13 protein-coding genes are annotated in these 15,520 nt (G+C 71.0%); 10 read left to right on the forward strand and 3 right to left on the reverse strand.

Translation table 11 applies throughout. The features are described 5' to 3' along the window. Window positions 1–600, reverse strand: a complete 600-nt coding sequence (locus tag BW982_RS03885) for a HEAT repeat domain-containing protein (RefSeq protein WP_076490744.1) — start codon at window positions 598–600, stop codon at window positions 1–3. A gap of 168 nt (window positions 601–768) precedes the next feature. Between BW982_RS03885 and BW982_RS03890 the strand changes: the two genes are divergently transcribed. The 6 genes from BW982_RS03890 to BW982_RS03915 all read left to right on the forward strand — a co-directional run bounded on the left by BW982_RS03890 (window position 769) and on the right by BW982_RS03915 (window position 10,013). Beyond that, a complete protein-coding gene (locus BW982_RS03890) occupies window positions 769–1,239 on the forward strand; it encodes an Lrp/AsnC family transcriptional regulator (RefSeq protein WP_022878024.1) in 471 nt (156 codons plus the stop codon). Next, window positions 1,236–2,630, forward strand: a complete 1,395-nt coding sequence (locus tag BW982_RS03895; RefSeq protein ID WP_076490745.1) for an aspartate aminotransferase family protein — start codon at window positions 1,236–1,238, stop codon at window positions 2,628–2,630. The genes BW982_RS03890 and BW982_RS03895 overlap by 4 nt, the downstream gene beginning before the upstream one ends. Window positions 2,631–2,846: 216 nt before the next feature. After that, window positions 2,847–4,202, forward strand: coding sequence for an APC family permease (locus tag BW982_RS03900; protein WP_076491837.1), 1,356 nt, complete (start codon window positions 2,847–2,849; stop codon window positions 4,200–4,202). Between the two features lie 264 nt (window positions 4,203–4,466). Then, window positions 4,467–5,942 (forward strand): DUF3375 domain-containing protein, encoded by a 1,476-nt coding sequence (locus BW982_RS03905; RefSeq protein ID WP_076490746.1) that lies wholly within the window; start codon window positions 4,467–4,469, stop codon window positions 5,940–5,942. Beyond that, window positions 5,935–6,669, forward strand: a complete 735-nt coding sequence (locus BW982_RS03910) for a DUF4194 domain-containing protein (RefSeq protein ID WP_076490747.1) — start codon at window positions 5,935–5,937, stop codon at window positions 6,667–6,669. The genes BW982_RS03905 and BW982_RS03910 overlap by 8 nt, the downstream gene beginning before the upstream one ends. Continuing rightward, window positions 6,666–10,013, forward strand: coding sequence for an ATP-binding protein (locus BW982_RS03915; RefSeq protein ID WP_076490748.1), 3,348 nt, complete (start codon window positions 6,666–6,668; stop codon window positions 10,011–10,013). The genes BW982_RS03910 and BW982_RS03915 overlap by 4 nt, the downstream gene beginning before the upstream one ends. A gap of 53 nt (window positions 10,014–10,066) precedes the next feature. Here BW982_RS03915 and BW982_RS03920 read toward each other — a convergent pair whose 3' ends face one another. Continuing rightward, a complete protein-coding gene (locus BW982_RS03920) occupies window positions 10,067–10,711 on the reverse strand; it encodes a hypothetical protein (RefSeq protein WP_076490749.1) in 645 nt (214 codons plus the stop codon). Between the two features lie 51 nt (window positions 10,712–10,762). Further along, complete coding sequence (locus BW982_RS03925) at window positions 10,763–11,005, reverse strand: hypothetical protein (protein WP_076490750.1); 243 nt, start codon at window positions 11,003–11,005, stop codon at window positions 10,763–10,765. Window positions 11,006–11,351: 346 nt separating this feature from the next. On the opposite strand from BW982_RS03925, the gene BW982_RS03930 reads away from it, so the two are divergent. From BW982_RS03930 to BW982_RS03945, 4 genes are all read left to right on the forward strand, one after another. Then, window positions 11,352–13,097, forward strand: coding sequence for a Na+/H+ antiporter (locus BW982_RS03930; protein WP_076490751.1), 1,746 nt, complete (start codon window positions 11,352–11,354; stop codon window positions 13,095–13,097). 148 nt (window positions 13,098–13,245) lie between these two features. Continuing rightward, window positions 13,246–14,220 (forward strand): alpha/beta hydrolase, encoded by a 975-nt coding sequence (locus BW982_RS03935; RefSeq protein WP_076490752.1) that lies wholly within the window; start codon window positions 13,246–13,248, stop codon window positions 14,218–14,220. Between the two features lie 26 nt (window positions 14,221–14,246). Next, window positions 14,247–15,194 carry a hypothetical protein gene (locus tag BW982_RS03940; RefSeq protein ID WP_076490753.1) on the forward strand — a complete coding sequence of 316 codons (948 nt, stop codon included), beginning with the start codon at window positions 14,247–14,249 and terminating at the stop codon, window positions 15,192–15,194. An 85-nt stretch (window positions 15,195–15,279) separates the two neighbouring features. After that, on the forward strand, window positions 15,280–15,507 hold the full coding sequence (locus BW982_RS03945; RefSeq protein WP_076490754.1) for a hypothetical protein: 228 nt from the start codon (window positions 15,280–15,282) through the stop codon (window positions 15,505–15,507). Window positions 15,508–15,520: the final 13 nt, after the last annotated feature.

The following is a 15,520-nucleotide window of genomic DNA, read 5'->3' on the forward strand; positions in this document are numbered from 1 at the left end:
TCACTCCTCGGCGGCGAGGTCGTCCAGCAGCGCGCGGATCCCGCGCGCGTGCGCGCGGACGGCCTCGTCGTCGTCGGAGGACGCCCGCTCGATCACGGGACGCGCAGCCTCGCCGATGATGACGTACGCGCGGGCGAGGCTGCGCTGCGTCTCGCCGTCGCCTCGGCCGAGGTGCACCGCGAGCGCAGAGGCGAGATCCGCCCGCTCGGCGTCCGGCGCGAGTCCCGCCGCCGCCCGCCACGCCGCCCGCGCCACGGGGGTCTCCTCGTCGTGCAGGAGGGCGGGGGTGATCGCCGACCACGTGGCCGGGTCGCCGATCTTCGACAGCGTGTGCAGGCCCTGACTCCGGGCCTGCGGGAAGGGTGAACCGAGTTCGGGCAGGATCGCGGCGACGACGAGCGCAGAGTCATGCCGGGTGAGCGCCCAGGTGAGCATGTCGCGGACGAAGAAGTCGGGCTCGACGGCGCAGCGCGCCACCAGGACGTCGATGAAGACATCGTTCGGGCGCGTGCCGGCGTCCATCGCCGCGCGCAGGCGGAGCGAGGCGTCCTCTCGCTCCAGAGCGGCCCGCAGACCCGCCGTGATCTCGCCGTCGGCCATCGCGGCCCTCCCGTTCGTCGCCCCGCCCAGCTTGTCACGCGCCGGGACGGCAGGCTCCGCTCCGGCGCCAACCACCCCCGAAACGACGGTTTCCGCGTTGTTACGGCGGAATAAGTCTCGATTTCACCATTGAGCAATGTGTGTTTGCGCTGATACCGTCGCCCCATCATGAGCATCTCAGCGGAGCGACGCCCGGTCCTCGACAGCGTGTCGAAGGCCATCGTCGAGCAGCTGCAGGAGGACGGCCGCCGCTCGTACGCCGAGATCGGCAAGGCCGTCGGCCTCAGCGAGACCGCGACGCGGCAGCGCGTGCAGAAACTGCAGGACGCCGGTGTCCTGCAGATCGTCGCCGTCACCGACCCGCTCCAACTCGGTTTCGCCCGCCAGGCGATGATCGGGGTCCGCGTGTCGGGAGACACCCGGGTGATCGCGGCCGAGATGGCCGAGCTCCCGGGGGTCATCTACGTCGTCTCCACGGCGGGGTCCTTCGACCTCCTCGTCGAGGTCGTCTGCGAGAGCGACGACGACCTCATCGACCTGCTCAACGATCGGATCCGGTCGCTGCCCGACGTGGTGGCGACCGAGACGTTCGTGTATCTGAAACTCCACCGACAGCTCTACAACTGGGGAACGCGATGACGCTTCACGAAATCGACCTGCAGTCCGACCTCCAGGCGAAGGCCCGCGACCACCTCTGGATGCATTTCGCCCGCCAGTCCGTGATGACCGAGGGATCCGGCGTCCCCATCATCGTCAAGGGCGAGGGCCACCACATCTTCGACGCCGCGGGCAAGCGCTACATCGACGGCCTAGCCGGCCTGTTCGTGGTCAACGCCGGCCACGGCCGCCGCCGGATCGCCCAGGCCGCCGCGAAGCAGGCCGAAGAGCTGGCGTTCTTCCCGCTGTGGTCCTACGCCCACCCGGCCGCGATCGAACTCGCCGACCGCATCGCCCACCTCGCCCCCGGCGACCTGAACCACGTCTTCTTCTCGACCGGAGGCGGTGAGGCCGTCGAGACCGCGTTCAAGCTCGCCAAGCAGTACTGGAAGACGCAGGGGAAGCCCACCAAGCACAAGGTCATCTCGCGCGCGATCGCCTACCACGGCACCACGCAGGGCGCCCTCGCCATCACGGGTCTGCCGGTGATGAAGCACATGTTCGAGCCGGTCACCCCGGGCGGCTTCCGCGTCCCCAACACGAACTACTACCGCGCCGAGGAATCCGGTTTCGGCGGCGGGACACCCGAGGAGTTCGGGCTGTGGGCAGCCGACCGCATCGAGCAGATGATCCAGTTCGAAGGGCCCGAGACCGTCGCCGCGGTGTTCCTCGAGCCGGTGCAGAACGCCGGCGGCTGCTTCCCCGCCCCGGCCGGATACTTCCAGCGGGTGCGCGAGATCTGCGACAAGTACGACGTGCTGCTGGTCAGCGACGAGGTCATCTGCGCGTTCGGACGCCTCGGGTACTACTTCGGCGCGGAGGCGTACGACTACCAGCCCGACATGATCACGTTCGCCAAGGCCGTCACCAGCGGCTACTCGCCGCTGGGCGGAACGATCGTGAGCGACCGCGTGTACGAGCCCTTCGCCCACGGCGACGCGTCCTTCCCGCACGGCTACACCTTCGGCGGGCACCCCGTCTCGTCGGCCGTGGCGATGGAGAACCTGGACGTGTTCGAGGAGGAGGGGCTGCTGCAGAACGTCCGCACGAACTCGCCCGTCTTCCGCTCGACGCTCGAGAAGCTGCTCGACCTGCCCATCGTCGGCGACGTGCGCGGCGACGGCTACTTCTTCGGCATCGAACTCGTCAAGGACAAGGTCACGAAGGAGACCTTCGACGACGACGAGTCCGAGCGTCTGCTGCGCGGCTTCCTGTCGAAGGCGCTGTACGACGCCGGCCTGTACTGCCGCGCGGACGACCGGGGCGACCCCGTCATCCAGCTCGCTCCGCCGCTCACGATCGGCCCGTCCGAGTTCGACGAGATCGAGCAGATCCTGCGCTCGACGCTCACCGAGGCCTGGACCCGCCTCTGACGCGGAAGCGGATGTCACCCCACCCCGGTGGCATCCGCTTCTTCGTCCCCCGCTCCCAACCGGAGCACTGCACCCGAAGCCCCACCCGACATCATCCACTCGGTCGGATCCGCCCGATCCCGACCCGCCCCTTTAGGAGAAGCCACGAACGAGAAGATCGGCGCCGCGCAGGCGCCCTCGTCCAGCTCGGGAGCCAAGCTCGCCCGCACCCTCGGCCTGTGGTCGATCGTCGGTCTGGGTCTCGGCTACATGACCCCGACCGTCGTTTTCGACACCTTCGGCCTCGTCGCCGACGGGACCAACAACGTCGTCCCCGCCGCGTACGCGGTGGCCCTCGTCGTCCTGGTCTTCACCGCCATCAGCTACGGCAAGATGGTCCGCGTCATCCCCAGCGCCGGCTCGGCCTACACCTACGCCCGCGAATCCATCCACCCCGGTGTCGGCTTCGTCGTCGGGTGGACCGCCTTGATCGACTACATGCTGCTGCCGATGGTCAACGCCCTCATCATCCGCAGCTACATGGAGGCGCTCTTCCCCGACATCCCGGGGGCCGTCTGGGTCATCGTCTTCACCGTCGGCGTCACGGGCGTGATCTACCTGACGATGCGGGGCACCTCGAACGTCAACATGATCCTGCTGGTGTTCTCGATCCTCGTCATGGCCGTGTTCGTCGTGATGGTCGTCGTGCAGCTGGTCGGTGGCGCGGGAGCGGGCACCGCGGTGTCGCTCGCCCCCTTCGTCCACAGCGAGGTGCAATTCGGCGCGGTGCTGGCCGGTGCCACCATCGTCTGCTTCTCGTTCATCGGCTTCGACGCGGTGTCGATGTACTCGGAAGAGGCCAAGACGCCCAAGATCATGCCGCGCGCGATCCTGCTGACCCTCGTCGCGGGCGGTGCCATCTTCCTGATCGCCGCCTACTTCACCCAGCTGCGGTTCCCCGACTCCACCGCGTTCCCGCCGGAGGCGATCGAGAACAGCACGCTGCCCGAGATCGGCGTCCAGGTCGGCGGTCCGGTGCTGCAGGCCGTGCTCACGGCAGCCGGATTCGCCGCGACGCTCGCGTCGTGGCTCGCCTCGCACGCCTCGGTCTCGCGCATGCTCATGGTGATGGGACGCAACAACGTCCTCCCCCGCCGGATCTTCGGCTTCATCAACCCGAAGACGCACACCCCGACGATCTCCATCATCATCGTGGGTGTCGTGAGCCTGCTCGCGATCGCGTTCACCCTCGAGCAGATCGCGGCGTACATCAACTACGGCGCGCTCATCGCGTTCACCTTCGTGAACATCTCGGTGATCGCGTGGTTCGCGATCCGCAAGGGCCTGCGCAAGACGCCGGGCGACATCTTCCGCTACATCGTGATGCCCGGGATCGGCATGCTCCTCACGGGCCTGCTGTGGGTGAACCTCGACATGCACGCGCTCATCGGCGGGCTCATCTGGACCAGCATCGGCGTCGTCTACCTCATCGTCCTCACGCGCGGGTTCAAGCGGCCGATCGCGTCGTTCGATGAGAACCAGCCGGTCACCGGGGTGAACAAGACCGTCCCCGGTCCGCGTTCGGAGATCTGACCGCCCTGTTCTGACCGCTCGGCCGAGGCCGCGGCATCCGACTCTCTCGGGAGGGATGCCGCGGCCTTCGCGTGTCCCGGAGGGAACCTGTGCTGCGGGGTGGGGCGTGCGAAACTCCGGAGTGTCAGCCCGTTCGCCGCGCGTTCGCCCGGCGAATCGGCGCGTACGCCGGATTTCTCCGGAGTTCGGCACACGATCCGCGGCGCTGCAGCTGACGCCGGCCGCGACTCGGGGCTCCCCCGCCCCGCCGGTAGACTCGAGCCAGTGACCACCACCCGCGCCGAAGCCGCTTACCTGCGCTCGGTCACGGCGTTCAAGAACCCGATGCTCGACCTGCTGCACGGGCGGTTCGCACCGTTCGTCGTGGCCGTGCTGTCGAACGTGTTCTCGCCGGACCGTCCCGCGGTCGCGGTCGCCGACGCGCACGTCGAGGTCGCCGAGGCGATGGACGAACTGCGCGCCGCGGGGTACGACACCGAGGACGACCGGCGCATCCCGGCCGGCTCCGCGCGCGACATCTGCCGCGGCTGGGTGCGGGTGGGCTGGTTGAGCCTGCAGATCGAGGACGACGTCGAGGTGTACCGGCTCTCCGCCCACGCGGTCGGCGCCCTCGAGATCGCGGGGCGGGCCGGCGGCGGTCGGGCGCGGGTGTCCCGCTCGCGCGTAAGGACGCTTCTCGACGCCGTCGAACGTCTCGCGCGCGACGCCGAGACCGACCCCGAGCGGCGCCGCGAGGCCCTGCTCGCCGAGCGGGCGGCGCTGGACGCCGAGATCGCGGCGCTCGACGAGGGCATCGTCGAGCCGCCCGACGACGAGCACCTGCTGGAGGAGGCGGAGAACGTCATCCACCTCGCCCGCGAGCTGCCCGCCGACTTCTCCCGCGTCGCGGAGTCGATCGTGGCGATGCAGCGCGACGTGGTCGCGGAGCTGCGGCGCGACGCCCGCCCCACGGGCGACGTGCTGCGCGAGTACCTGGAGCGCGGTCGCCACGTCATGCAGGCGACGCCCGAGGGACGCGCGTTCCAGGGGGCGCTGCGCCTGATCGGCGACCCCGAGCACATCGACGACCTCACCGAACAGCTGCACGCCGTGCTCACCCAGCCCTTCGCCCGGATGATGACCCCCGAGCAGCGCGGAGAACTGGATGCCATCGCCCGACGCGTCGAGGCGGGTGTGCTCGAGGTGCTCACGGCACAGCGGCGCGCGTCGCACGTCATCACGGTGCAGGTGAAGACGCACGACCCGATCCGCGACCGGCAGGTCGACGACCTGCTGCGCTCGGTCATGGCGGGGCTGCACCGCTGGAGCCAGATGAAGGCCCCGGGCCGCGTCGAGCCCGTGCGCACGCTGCCGCTCGCCGACATCGGGCACCTCCGCCGTTCGCTGAGCGACGTCCGGCCGCCCGGAGCGCCCGAGCCGCTGGCATCCGAGGCCCCGGACGTGGAGTTCGTCGACGCCGACACCCGCGCATGGGGCGGCCCGCACTACGCCGAACTGGAACGCTACGTCGAGACTCTCGGCGACGCCTTCGACCTCGCCGAGGCCTTCGCCGGCGCCGAGGAGCAGACCCGCCGCCCCGTCGATCTCGTGGGGCTGCTGGAGATCGCCCACCGCCGCGAGCTCGAAGAGGGCGATGACATCTCCATCGTCGAGGCGGTCCGCCCCGACGGTACGACCCGCCGGTTCGCTTTCACGGCGGTCACCGCACGAAACCTCACGGAAAGCAGGGACGATGACTGACGTGGACCTGTCGGAACCCGAGGCCGACTCCCCTGTGTTCATCTCCCCCGTCGCGATGGAGAACGACCCCGACGCACTGTTCGCCGGAGACCGCGGCATCCTGGATGCCGATGTGCGCCGCGTCCTCGTGCGGATCCTCCAGCGCCGGTTCCTGCTCGCCGAGAACTCCCCCGCCGAGTGGACGCTGCTGCTGGAGCACCAGCAGATGATCGAGTCGCGCCTGAACGACCTGTTCGTTCGCCTCGTCATCGACCACGACCGCGGGGTCGCGTACAAGGAGCAGGTGCGCAGCGACGAGGTGGACGTGCCGATCCTGCTCAAGGACGAGGCGTACTCGCGGGCCGAGACGCTGGTGCTGGTGTACCTGCGTACCGTCTTCCAGCGCGAGACGACCGCCGGGGCACCGTCCGCCCGCGTCGACGTCGAAGAGGTCGAGCAGACCGTGCTGACGTACTTCGCCGAATCCGACGGCACGCGCGCGAGCCAGCAGCGGGCCGTGCGCACCGCGATCGCGCGCCTGGACCGCGAGGGCATCATCGAGGAGGAGTCCGAGGGGCGCTACCGCATCGGGCCGCTCATCGAGATCGTGCTGAGCGCCGAGGTGCTGCGCGATCTGCAGCGCTGGCTGGACGAGCAGACGGATGCCACGGACACCGAGGTCCCCGCGAACCCCGACCCCCCGGCATCCGCTCCGTCCGAAATCTCCGAGGAGGATCTCCCCGCATGACGATGCTCGAGACTCTCTTCGGCCTGATCCCGGCCGCGTCGCGCGGACAGCAGTGGGTCGCCGAAGAACTGCAGCTGATCAACTGGGGCGGCTACGACGGCGAACACCGCGTGCGCTTCGCCCCCACCGCGACGCTCCTGTGCGGCGGATCGGGGTCGGGCAAGTCGACGCTCATGGACGCCTACGTCGCGCTCATGATGCCGCACACGACCCCGTTCAACGGCGCCTCCAACGGCGCGGTCGTCGGCCGCCCGCGCGGGCAGGAGCAGCGCAACATCCTCTCCTACGGCCGCGGCAAGCTCGACGAGTCGCGCACCGACGAGGGCACGAAGGTGCGTGTGCTGCGCGGCGACGGCGTCGACACCTGGACCGCGATCGCGATGACCTGGGTCGACCACGACGGAGCCCGCTTCACCGCTGTGCGCGCGTGGTACATCCCCGCGGCCGCCCGCGTGCTCGACGACGCCGTGAAGGTGCGCGGCACCATCCACGGCGCCTTCGACCTCCGCGGGCTCGAGCGCGCGGCATCCCAGCACCTCTCCGACTCCGCGGTCCGGGCGACCGGGCTCGACACCCTCGCGACCGACCGGGAATTCTCCGCGCGTCTGCACGCCGTGCTGGGCATCGGTGCGGCCGGCGCCGGCACGAAGGCCATGAGCCTGCTCGCCCGTATCCAGGCCGGCCAGCAGATCACCACCGTCGACGATCTGTACAAGCGCATGGTGCTGGAGGAGCCCGAGACGCTCGCGACGGCCGAAGCCGTGGTGGCCCACTTCGACGGGCTCGAGAGCACCCGCACGCGCATGCTCGAAGCGCGCCAGCAGGTGCGGGCGCTGCAGCCGATCCGCACCATCAAGACCCGCATCGACGACGCCGCCGAACGCGTCCGGATCATCGACGCGATCGGGCGTTTCGCCGATCCCGCCTCGCGCGCGTCGCTGTGGCGGGCGCAGCGCCGCATCGACCTGCTCGGCGCCGTGGAAGACGAACTGCGCGAGCGCACCCACGCCACCGATGCCCTGGTGCGCGAACGCCAGGCGCTCGCCGACGCGGCCGAGGCCGAGCGCGACGGTCTCGGCGACGTGCTGCGCGCGGCCGGCGGCGACCGGCTGGACGCCGCCCAGCGCGAGCTCCGCGGGCTGGAACGCCGACGCGCGGGCATGCAGCGCGACCGCGACCGGTTCGACGCCGCGCTCGCGGTGCTCGGAACCGAGGTGTCGGGCGTGAAGCAGTTCGACGCGGTCGCCGACGACGCCCGCCGCACCCTCGCGGACACGGATGCCAAGACCGCCGTGCGCGACGCGTTCGTCGCTGCGAGCAGCAGGCACACGGCCCTGCGCCAGCAGCTCGCGACCCTCGAAGCCGACCACCGACGCACCCAGACGCGCGACGACAACATCCCTCCGCGCCTGCACGAAGCACGGGAGGCCCTGGCGGAAGCGGCGGGTCTCAGCGCGGCCGAGCTGCCGTTCGTCGCCGAGCTCGTCGACGTCCGCACCGAGTACGAGCCGTGGCGTGGGGCGTTCACGCTCGCACTCGGCGGTTTCGCGACCACTCTCCTCGTGGATGCCGCGCACCTGGCATCCTTCCGTGCCGCCATCGACGGCGTTCGGTTGTCGGAGCGTCTGCGCTTCGAGGGCGTGACGACGGGTCTCCCCGACCGCCCGGGCCTCGACCCGGCGACGCTCCCCGGCCGGCTGGACTACCGCCCCTCCCCCTTCACCGGGTGGCTGCAGGACCGCCTCGAGCAGCAGTTCGCGTTCGTGTGCGTCGACACCGCCCGCGAACTGTCGCAGCATCGTCTCGCGCTCACGATCGCGGGGCAGACGAGCCAGGGGTCCCGTGGCGCGCACGGCGGATCGGTGCGGCAGAGCATCCTCGGGTTCTCCAGCCGCGTGCGTATGACCGAGCTCGGCGAGGAGATCGCCGGCGTCCGCCGCGACCTCGACCGCGCGAAGGCCGCCGTCGACGAGGCGGCGACGGCCCTCGACGCGTTCGACGACCGCCGGAGCGCGTTCGAGAAGATCGCCGACCTCACCTGGGACCAGGTGGACACGGCATCCGTCGAGCGCGAGATCGAGCGCTGGAACGAGACGATCGCCGAGATCACCGCGGGCAACCCGCGCATCGCCGAACTGCAGGAGCAGATCTCGGGGACGCGGGCCCGGGCCGCGCGCCTGCGCGAGGAGATCGGCAGCGCCAAGGCGGAGCAGCAGCGTCTCGCCGCCCGCTGGGCAGAGGTGACCGACGAGGTGGATGCCGCCCACGTGCGGCTCGAGGATGCCGAGGACGCGGGGCTCTTCCTGACCGACGACGAGGCCGCGTACCTCGACGCGCTGTTCGTCGCGCCTGCCGACGGAGCGGCGTCACCGTCGCAGCGTCTCGCCCGCTTCGACGCCGCGCTGGAATCGGCATCCAAGCGGCTGCTCGAGGACCAGCGCGTCGCACAGGAGACGTGGGGCGAGCAGCGCGAGAGCCTGCGCCGCACGCTCACGGCGTTCATCGACCGCTGGCCGAGCCCGAACCTGCTGGCCGACCCGGACGAATCGCTCGGCGACTTCGAGCGCATGCTCGGCGATCTCGAGGCCAGCGGACTGCACGAGCTGGAGGCCGAGTGGCGCGACAGCCTGCTGCGCCTCTCGGGCAACGACCTCACGAACCTCGACGCGTCGCTCACGCGCGCCCTGCGCGAGATCCGCGACCGCATCGCGCCGATCAACGACATCATGCGCGACCTGCCGTTCTACGACGACGACCACCGTCTGCAGATCGTGCCGCGCGAGAGCCAGTCCGAGGTGCGACGACGGTTCCGTCGCGAACTCCGCGACGTGCGCGCGGCGATCGACGCGGCCTCCGGCGATGAGGAACGCGAAGCCGTCTACGGACGGATGGCGCGGCTCATCGGGCGCATCCGTCCCACCGCCCCCGACTTCGCCGACCTCATCGACGTCCGCAACCACGTGCGGGTCAGCGCCGAGCGGTTCCGCGCCTCGACCGGCGAGCACGTCGCCCTGTACGACCACATCGGCGAGAAGTCGGGGGGCGAGTCGCAGGAGCTCATCGCGTTCATCGTCGGCGCCGCCCTGCGGTACCAGCTGGGGGATGCCGGCGCCGAGCGTCCGCGCTACGCCCCGGTGTTCCTCGACGAGGCGCTGATCAAGGCCGATGCGCACTTCACCAAGCGCGCGATCGGCGCGTGGCGCGGGCTCGGGTTCCAGCTGGTCATCGGCGCCCCGAACGACAAGTACAGCGCGATCGAACCGCACGTCGACGTCGAGTACGACATCCTCAAGGACACCCGCGGCCGGTCGTGGGCGAAGGCGAAGGTGGCGCTGCCGGGCTGAGGCCGCCGCCGAGCGAGGTGCCGGGCGGAGAAGCGCAGCCCCGCGCGACCTCGTCAGAGCGTCACGAGCGCGGCGAACGAGAGCACGAGGGCGACACCGAGCGCGGCCACCCACGCGAGGGACGCCGAGAAGTACCAGGTCTGCCGCTCCTGCCACCGCGCGCGGGACGGGTGCCCCGGTCCGAGCCGCTTCAGGGCGCGGTGCGTCACGATGAGCGCCGGCGCCGCGAGCAGCAGGATCAGCAGGACGCCGGCCAGCTGGAGCAGCAGGCCATCCTCGCGCCGCCCGATCGACACGGCCTGCCAGGCCATCGTCGCGGTGGCGATGACGTCGCGCGGGCCGGCGACCCCGATGATCGCGATCGCCCCGACGATGAGCACGCCGATGCGCAGCGCCGCGTCGCCGGGCGTCGGCTTCGGGGCCGGCTCCCCGTGATCGCGGCGCCAGAGCTCGCGACGGACGCGGTGCAGGACCACCGGCCAGAGCACCAGGCCGGCGAACCCGGCGAGGAGCCACCGGAGCACCTGATCCGGGTCGACGGCGATCCCCGCCGCGTCGAGCAGAAGGATGCCGCCGATCCAGACGCCGAGGAAGAGGGGCACCCCCACTCCGACAGCGAGGATCGCGATCACCGCACGCGACCCGCGGGAGAGTCCGCGCGGAGCCCGTACGACCGGAGCGGGCGACGCGGGATCCATGCGCAGCACTCTACCGACGGGCCGCATTCGGCTCCGTGTGCGCTCGAGCGTTCACACCGCGACGAGGACGCGATCCGCCTCCACGCCCGGCTCGAACGGGATCCCGAGAACGTCACGGATCCTCCGCGCGCCCAGCGTCGGCTCGGCCATGACACGCGCCGCGAGCGAACGTACCAGAACGACCACCCCGAAGGAGCGGACCGGGGCGCCGGGGTCGATGGCCTCCAGCAGGTCGCGGAGCTGCGCGTCGTGACACCGGCGGTCCTCGGCGCCGATCCACTCGAGGAGCGCCACGAGCGTCCAATCAAGATCGATTGGACTTGGGATAGAAAGATTTGAGGGCGATTCTCGGATCATTGGACCAGAATTGCTTAGCAGCCACGGTTTTGAAAGGTGCCACCCGACAGCCCGTGGCATTCGCGGACGTTGCGCAACCTCAGCGATCCACCCCACATCAGCGGCATCCGCGCCCCGCCGACCGACATCGCGCGAATCGCTGACGCTGCGCGGCACGCGCGTGGCCCGCCGCCGGGGTGACCACCGCCCACCCGGCTCGGATCGCCCGGAGCGAACGCGGCCTCGGGAATGCCCGCAGCCTTCTCTACGCTGTGTGCTGAGGGCGCGGGAAAGGCGGCAGGGGATGCAAGGACTCGAGGTCACGGTTCTGCTCGGTCTCGCGATGCTCGTCGGGACGGTGCTGGCCCCGCGACTCCGCGTGGCGACCCCGCTCGTGCTGCTCGTGATCGGCCTGGCCCTGGGCTTCGTCCCGGAGCTGCGGCAGATCGAACTGCCGCCCGAGACGGTGCTGCTGCTGTTCCTCCCGGTCCTGCTGTTCCGCGAGGCGTGGACCACGTCGGTACGGTCGGTGCGGCGTTCGCTGCGCTACATCATCCCGATGAGCACGCTGCTGGTCGTGGCATCCGCGTTCGCCGTGGCCGGAGTCGCGACGTGGATGGGCGTGCCGTGGGAGGCCGCGCTGGTGCTCGGCGCGGCGGTCGCTCCCCCGGACGCCACCGCCGTCGCTGCGCTCGGACGGCTCCTCCCCGAACGCACGTTCATGAAGTTGAAGGCCGAGAGCCTCACCAACGACGGCACCGCCCTCGTGCTGTACTCGATCGCGGTGTCGCTCCTCATCGGCGACCAGGTGACGCCGTGGCAGATCACCGGGATGGTGGTGCTGTCGTACGTCGGTGGCGCCGCCGCCGGCGTGGCGGTCGCCGCGCTGGCGTACCTGGCGCTCCGCCGCATGGAGTCGACCCTCACGATCAACCTGACCCTCGCCCTCGTCCCGTTCGTGGCGTTCCTGGTGGCGGAGGTCGCCCACGCCTCGGGCGTCCTCGCCGTGGTGTTCGCGGGGCTCATCGTCGCGTGGATCGCGCCACGCATCACGACGGCCATGTCGCGAAGGGCCGCGGATGCCACCTGGCCCTTCGGCGTCTACCTGCTCAACGGCGCGCTGTTCGTGCTCATCGGACTCGAGATCCAGCTGGTGCTGCATGAGATCTCCCCGTCCGAGATCGGCATCCTGTTGCTCATCACGGTCGCGGCGTGGATCGTCCTCGCGGTCGTGCGGTACCTGTTCCAGTGGTTCTTCTCCCCGTTCTCGCGCCCGGGCACGACCTCGTCGCGCTCGCTGCGACATCGCTCCCGGGTGGTCAGCACCGTCGCCGGGTTCCGCGGGGCGGTGTCGCTCGCGATCGCCCTGTCGGTTCCGCTCACCACGGCCGACGGCTCCCCCGTCGCCGGACGCGACGCGGTGGTCTTCGTCACCGCCGGCGTCATCGTTCTGACCCTCCTCGTGCAGGGACCTCTGCTGCCGGCCGTCATCCGGTGGGCGAAGCTCCCGACCGACGACGCCGCGGTGGAGGAATTCGAACTCGCGCAGCGGGCGATCTCGGGGGCGGCCCTCCTCGCGCTCGACGACCTCGCGGCCGAGCACGGCATCAGCGCGGTGGTGAAGGACAGGGCCCGCCAGGAGGGCTACGAGCGCCTCGAACTCGCGAACGCCCGGGCCGTGGCACGCCAGCGCGCTGCCGAGGAGCGCGATCGCGCCGACGACGACGAGATGGATGCCGGCGACGACGACGCCGCATCCCGCATGGGTCCGATCCCGCCCGGGTCCGACGCCGAGGACGACGGTCGCAGGCCCGCCGGGCAGTTGGAGATGATCGCCGTGAGCGACGACGTCGATCTCACGCAGCGGTCCCCGATCCTGCGCCACAAGGAGGCGACGCGCCTGCGGTTGGCGATCCTCGACCGCAAGCGCGAGGTGCTGCTCCGTCTGCGCCGTGAGGGCACCATCGACGACCTCGTCGCCCGGCGGATCCTCGCCGACCTCGACATCGAGGAGATCCGCGCGCGCGGCATGGAACGCGCGGTCGACTGAGGCCGCACGGTCGCGGGGGCACCGCCGTGTGCCGCCGCGTGCCGGAGGGAATGCGGGAAAAGCCCGCCATCCGGCGGCGGCGTCCGGTGATCCCCGGACCGAGAATCGAGAAGAACGCACCGTCGCGTTCCCGACGAAGGAGTCACCGATGACCACACTCGACCCGTCGATCCGGCCGCCCTTCGACCCCGAGCTCGCCCCGATGCTCGAGGTCCTCAGCGCGATGATGCCGCCCACGCTCACCGCCGAGATGATCCCGGCCCTGCGGGCCGGAGGCCTCCCCGGGATGCCGACCATCGCGGAGCAACTGGCCGAAGCCGGGTTGGAATCCCGCGACGTCACGATCCCCGGCTACGAGGAAGCCGACATCGTCGTCTCGATCGTGCAGGCCGTCGGGCGGACGGGGCGCGGACCCGGCATCTTCCACACCCACGGCGGCGGCATGATCATCGGCGACCGGTTCACCGGCGCGCTCGGCTTCGCCGAGTGGCTGCACCGGTACAACGCCGTCATGGTGACCGTCGAGTACCGCCTGGCACCGGAGTTCCCCGACCCCTACCCGGTCGAGGACTGCTACGCCGCGCTGCGATGGACGGCCGCGCACGCCGACGACCTCGGCATCGAAGCCGATCGTCTGATCATCGGGGGCGCGAGCGCCGGCGGAGGCCTGGCCGCGGGCGTCTCGCTGCTCGCCCGTGATCGCGGCGGCCCTCATCTCGCCGCTCAACTCCTGCAGTGCCCGATGCTGGACGACCGCGACGCGACGCACTCCACTCACCAGATCGACGGGCTGGGCGTATGGGACCGCGGCAGCAACGTGCTGGGCTGGACGTCCCTCCTCGGCGAGCGGAAAGGCACCGACGACGTGTCGATCTACGCCGCACCGGCGCGCGCGACCGACCTGTCGAACCTTCCTCCCGCGTTCATCGACTGCGGCACGGCCGAGGTCTTCCGAGACGAAGACGTCGCGTACGCCTCCGCCATCTGGGCCGCCGGCGGGGTCGCCGAACTGCACGTCTGGCCCGGCGGTTTCCACGCGTTCGACGGCCTCGCGCCGCAGGCGACGCTGTCCCAGGATGCGGTCGAGGCCCGCAATCGGTGGATCCGGCGCATCTGGGGCTGACCGCCATCGCGACGTAAGGTGAGCGCATGCGGGAACTGCTCGGGCGACTGACGGTCCTCGACCCTGCGGCGAGCGAGTCGGTGAAGATCATCGACTACTTCGACTCGCTCGTCGCCGGTGGCTGCGGGGCCGAGGCGATCGTGCGGGGGGCGGCGATCCTCGGGCAGACGACCGCGGCGGCACGGGTGCGCGGAAAGGTGGTCCGGGTCGACGCGGACGGTCGACGTGTCTCCGAGGCCGACGCGCCCGACGAGCCCTTGGCCGCCGCGGGCGTGTGGTTCGAGCGTGCGGACGATCCCACGATCAACGACGCGATGATCCTCGATCGCGCCCGGTTGGCCCTGGCCATCATCGAGACGCGCAGCCTCCCCACCACCAGTGCGGTGGACCGCGTCATCGATCCGGATGCCTCGTGGGTGGATCGGCAGGGAGCCGCTCAGCGCCTCAAGCTCACGGTTCCGGTGCGGGTGATCGCCGCTCCGCCGCCCGGGCCGCCGTCCTTCGCCGGCCCGGCCACGGTGCTCGCGACCGGGCAGGGAGCGGTGTGGGTGGGCCTCGGGGACGCGATGCCGACGCACGGCCCCGCCGGGGTGAGCACGGCCGCGGGCCTCGAGGACGTGCCGCGCGCCGCCGCCGACGCGCTCCTCGCCCTGCGCCTGACCGACGAACGGCATCCCCTGGTCGACACCGACGATCTCGGGGCGCTCATCCTGGTGGCTCGCGCGCACGAGCGGGATTCCCCGCCGCATCCGGACGTCGAGAGGCTCGCGACACTCGACGCGCGCACCCTCGACGCACTCGACGTCGTCGTGGACAGCGAGAGCATCCGCGCCGCCGCGACCGTCCTCGCGCTGCACCACAGCACGTTGCAGTCCCGTCACGACGCGTGGACGCGCACGCTCGGGTACGACCCGCTGTCCCCGCGGGGCCGCGCCCGCTACCTCACCGCGCGCCTGCTCCTGCGCCTCCGGTGAGGAGCCCGCGGCGCCGGCCGAGCTCGGCGGAACCGTGGCACCGGCGTCCGGGCCCGACGGCACCTTCCGACCCTAAACTGACGCCATGAGCGAGCCCACCCCGGAACAGCTGGACGCCTCCGACAAGGTCGAGAAGCGCACGATCGGCGGAGAGATCCGCTACTACCTCAAGGACATCAAGGCGCACTGGCCGGCCGTCGTCGAGCAGCATCCGGATGCGGCCGGACACGAGGCCTGGTGGACGGCCGACGGCAAGTTCCACGCGACGCACGCGCAGCTGCGACGAGACGCCATGATCGGCGGCATCGTCTGACGGCGGCTCGCGA

The organism is Microbacterium sp. RURRCA19A, assembly GCF_900156455.1.
GTDB lineage: Bacteria > Actinomycetota > Actinomycetes > Actinomycetales > Microbacteriaceae > Microbacterium.

Bases quoted from the DNA above. Each gene is read 5' to 3' on its own strand.
- BW982_RS03935 (WP_076490752.1), top strand. From the start codon at position 13,246: ATGACCACACTCGACCCGTCGATCCGGCCGCCCTTCGACCCCGAGCTC.
- BW982_RS03885 (WP_076490744.1), bottom strand. From the start codon at position 600: ATGGCCGACGGCGAGATCACGGCGGGTCTGCGGGCCGCTCTGGAGCGA.
- BW982_RS03890 (WP_022878024.1), top strand. From the start codon at position 769: ATGAGCATCTCAGCGGAGCGACGCCCGGTCCTCGACAGCGTGTCGAAG.
- BW982_RS03945 (WP_076490754.1), top strand. From the start codon at position 15,280: ATGAGCGAGCCCACCCCGGAACAGCTGGACGCCTCCGACAAGGTCGAG.
- BW982_RS03910 (WP_076490747.1), top strand. From the start codon at position 5,935: ATGACTGACGTGGACCTGTCGGAACCCGAGGCCGACTCCCCTGTGTTC.
- BW982_RS03915 (WP_076490748.1), top strand. From the start codon at position 6,666: ATGACGATGCTCGAGACTCTCTTCGGCCTGATCCCGGCCGCGTCGCGC.
- BW982_RS03940 (WP_076490753.1), top strand. From the start codon at position 14,247: ATGCGGGAACTGCTCGGGCGACTGACGGTCCTCGACCCTGCGGCGAGC.
- BW982_RS03930 (WP_076490751.1), top strand. From the start codon at position 11,352: ATGCAAGGACTCGAGGTCACGGTTCTGCTCGGTCTCGCGATGCTCGTC.
- BW982_RS03920 (WP_076490749.1), bottom strand. From the start codon at position 10,711: ATGGATCCCGCGTCGCCCGCTCCGGTCGTACGGGCTCCGCGCGGACTC.
- BW982_RS03895 (WP_076490745.1), top strand. From the start codon at position 1,236: ATGACGCTTCACGAAATCGACCTGCAGTCCGACCTCCAGGCGAAGGCC.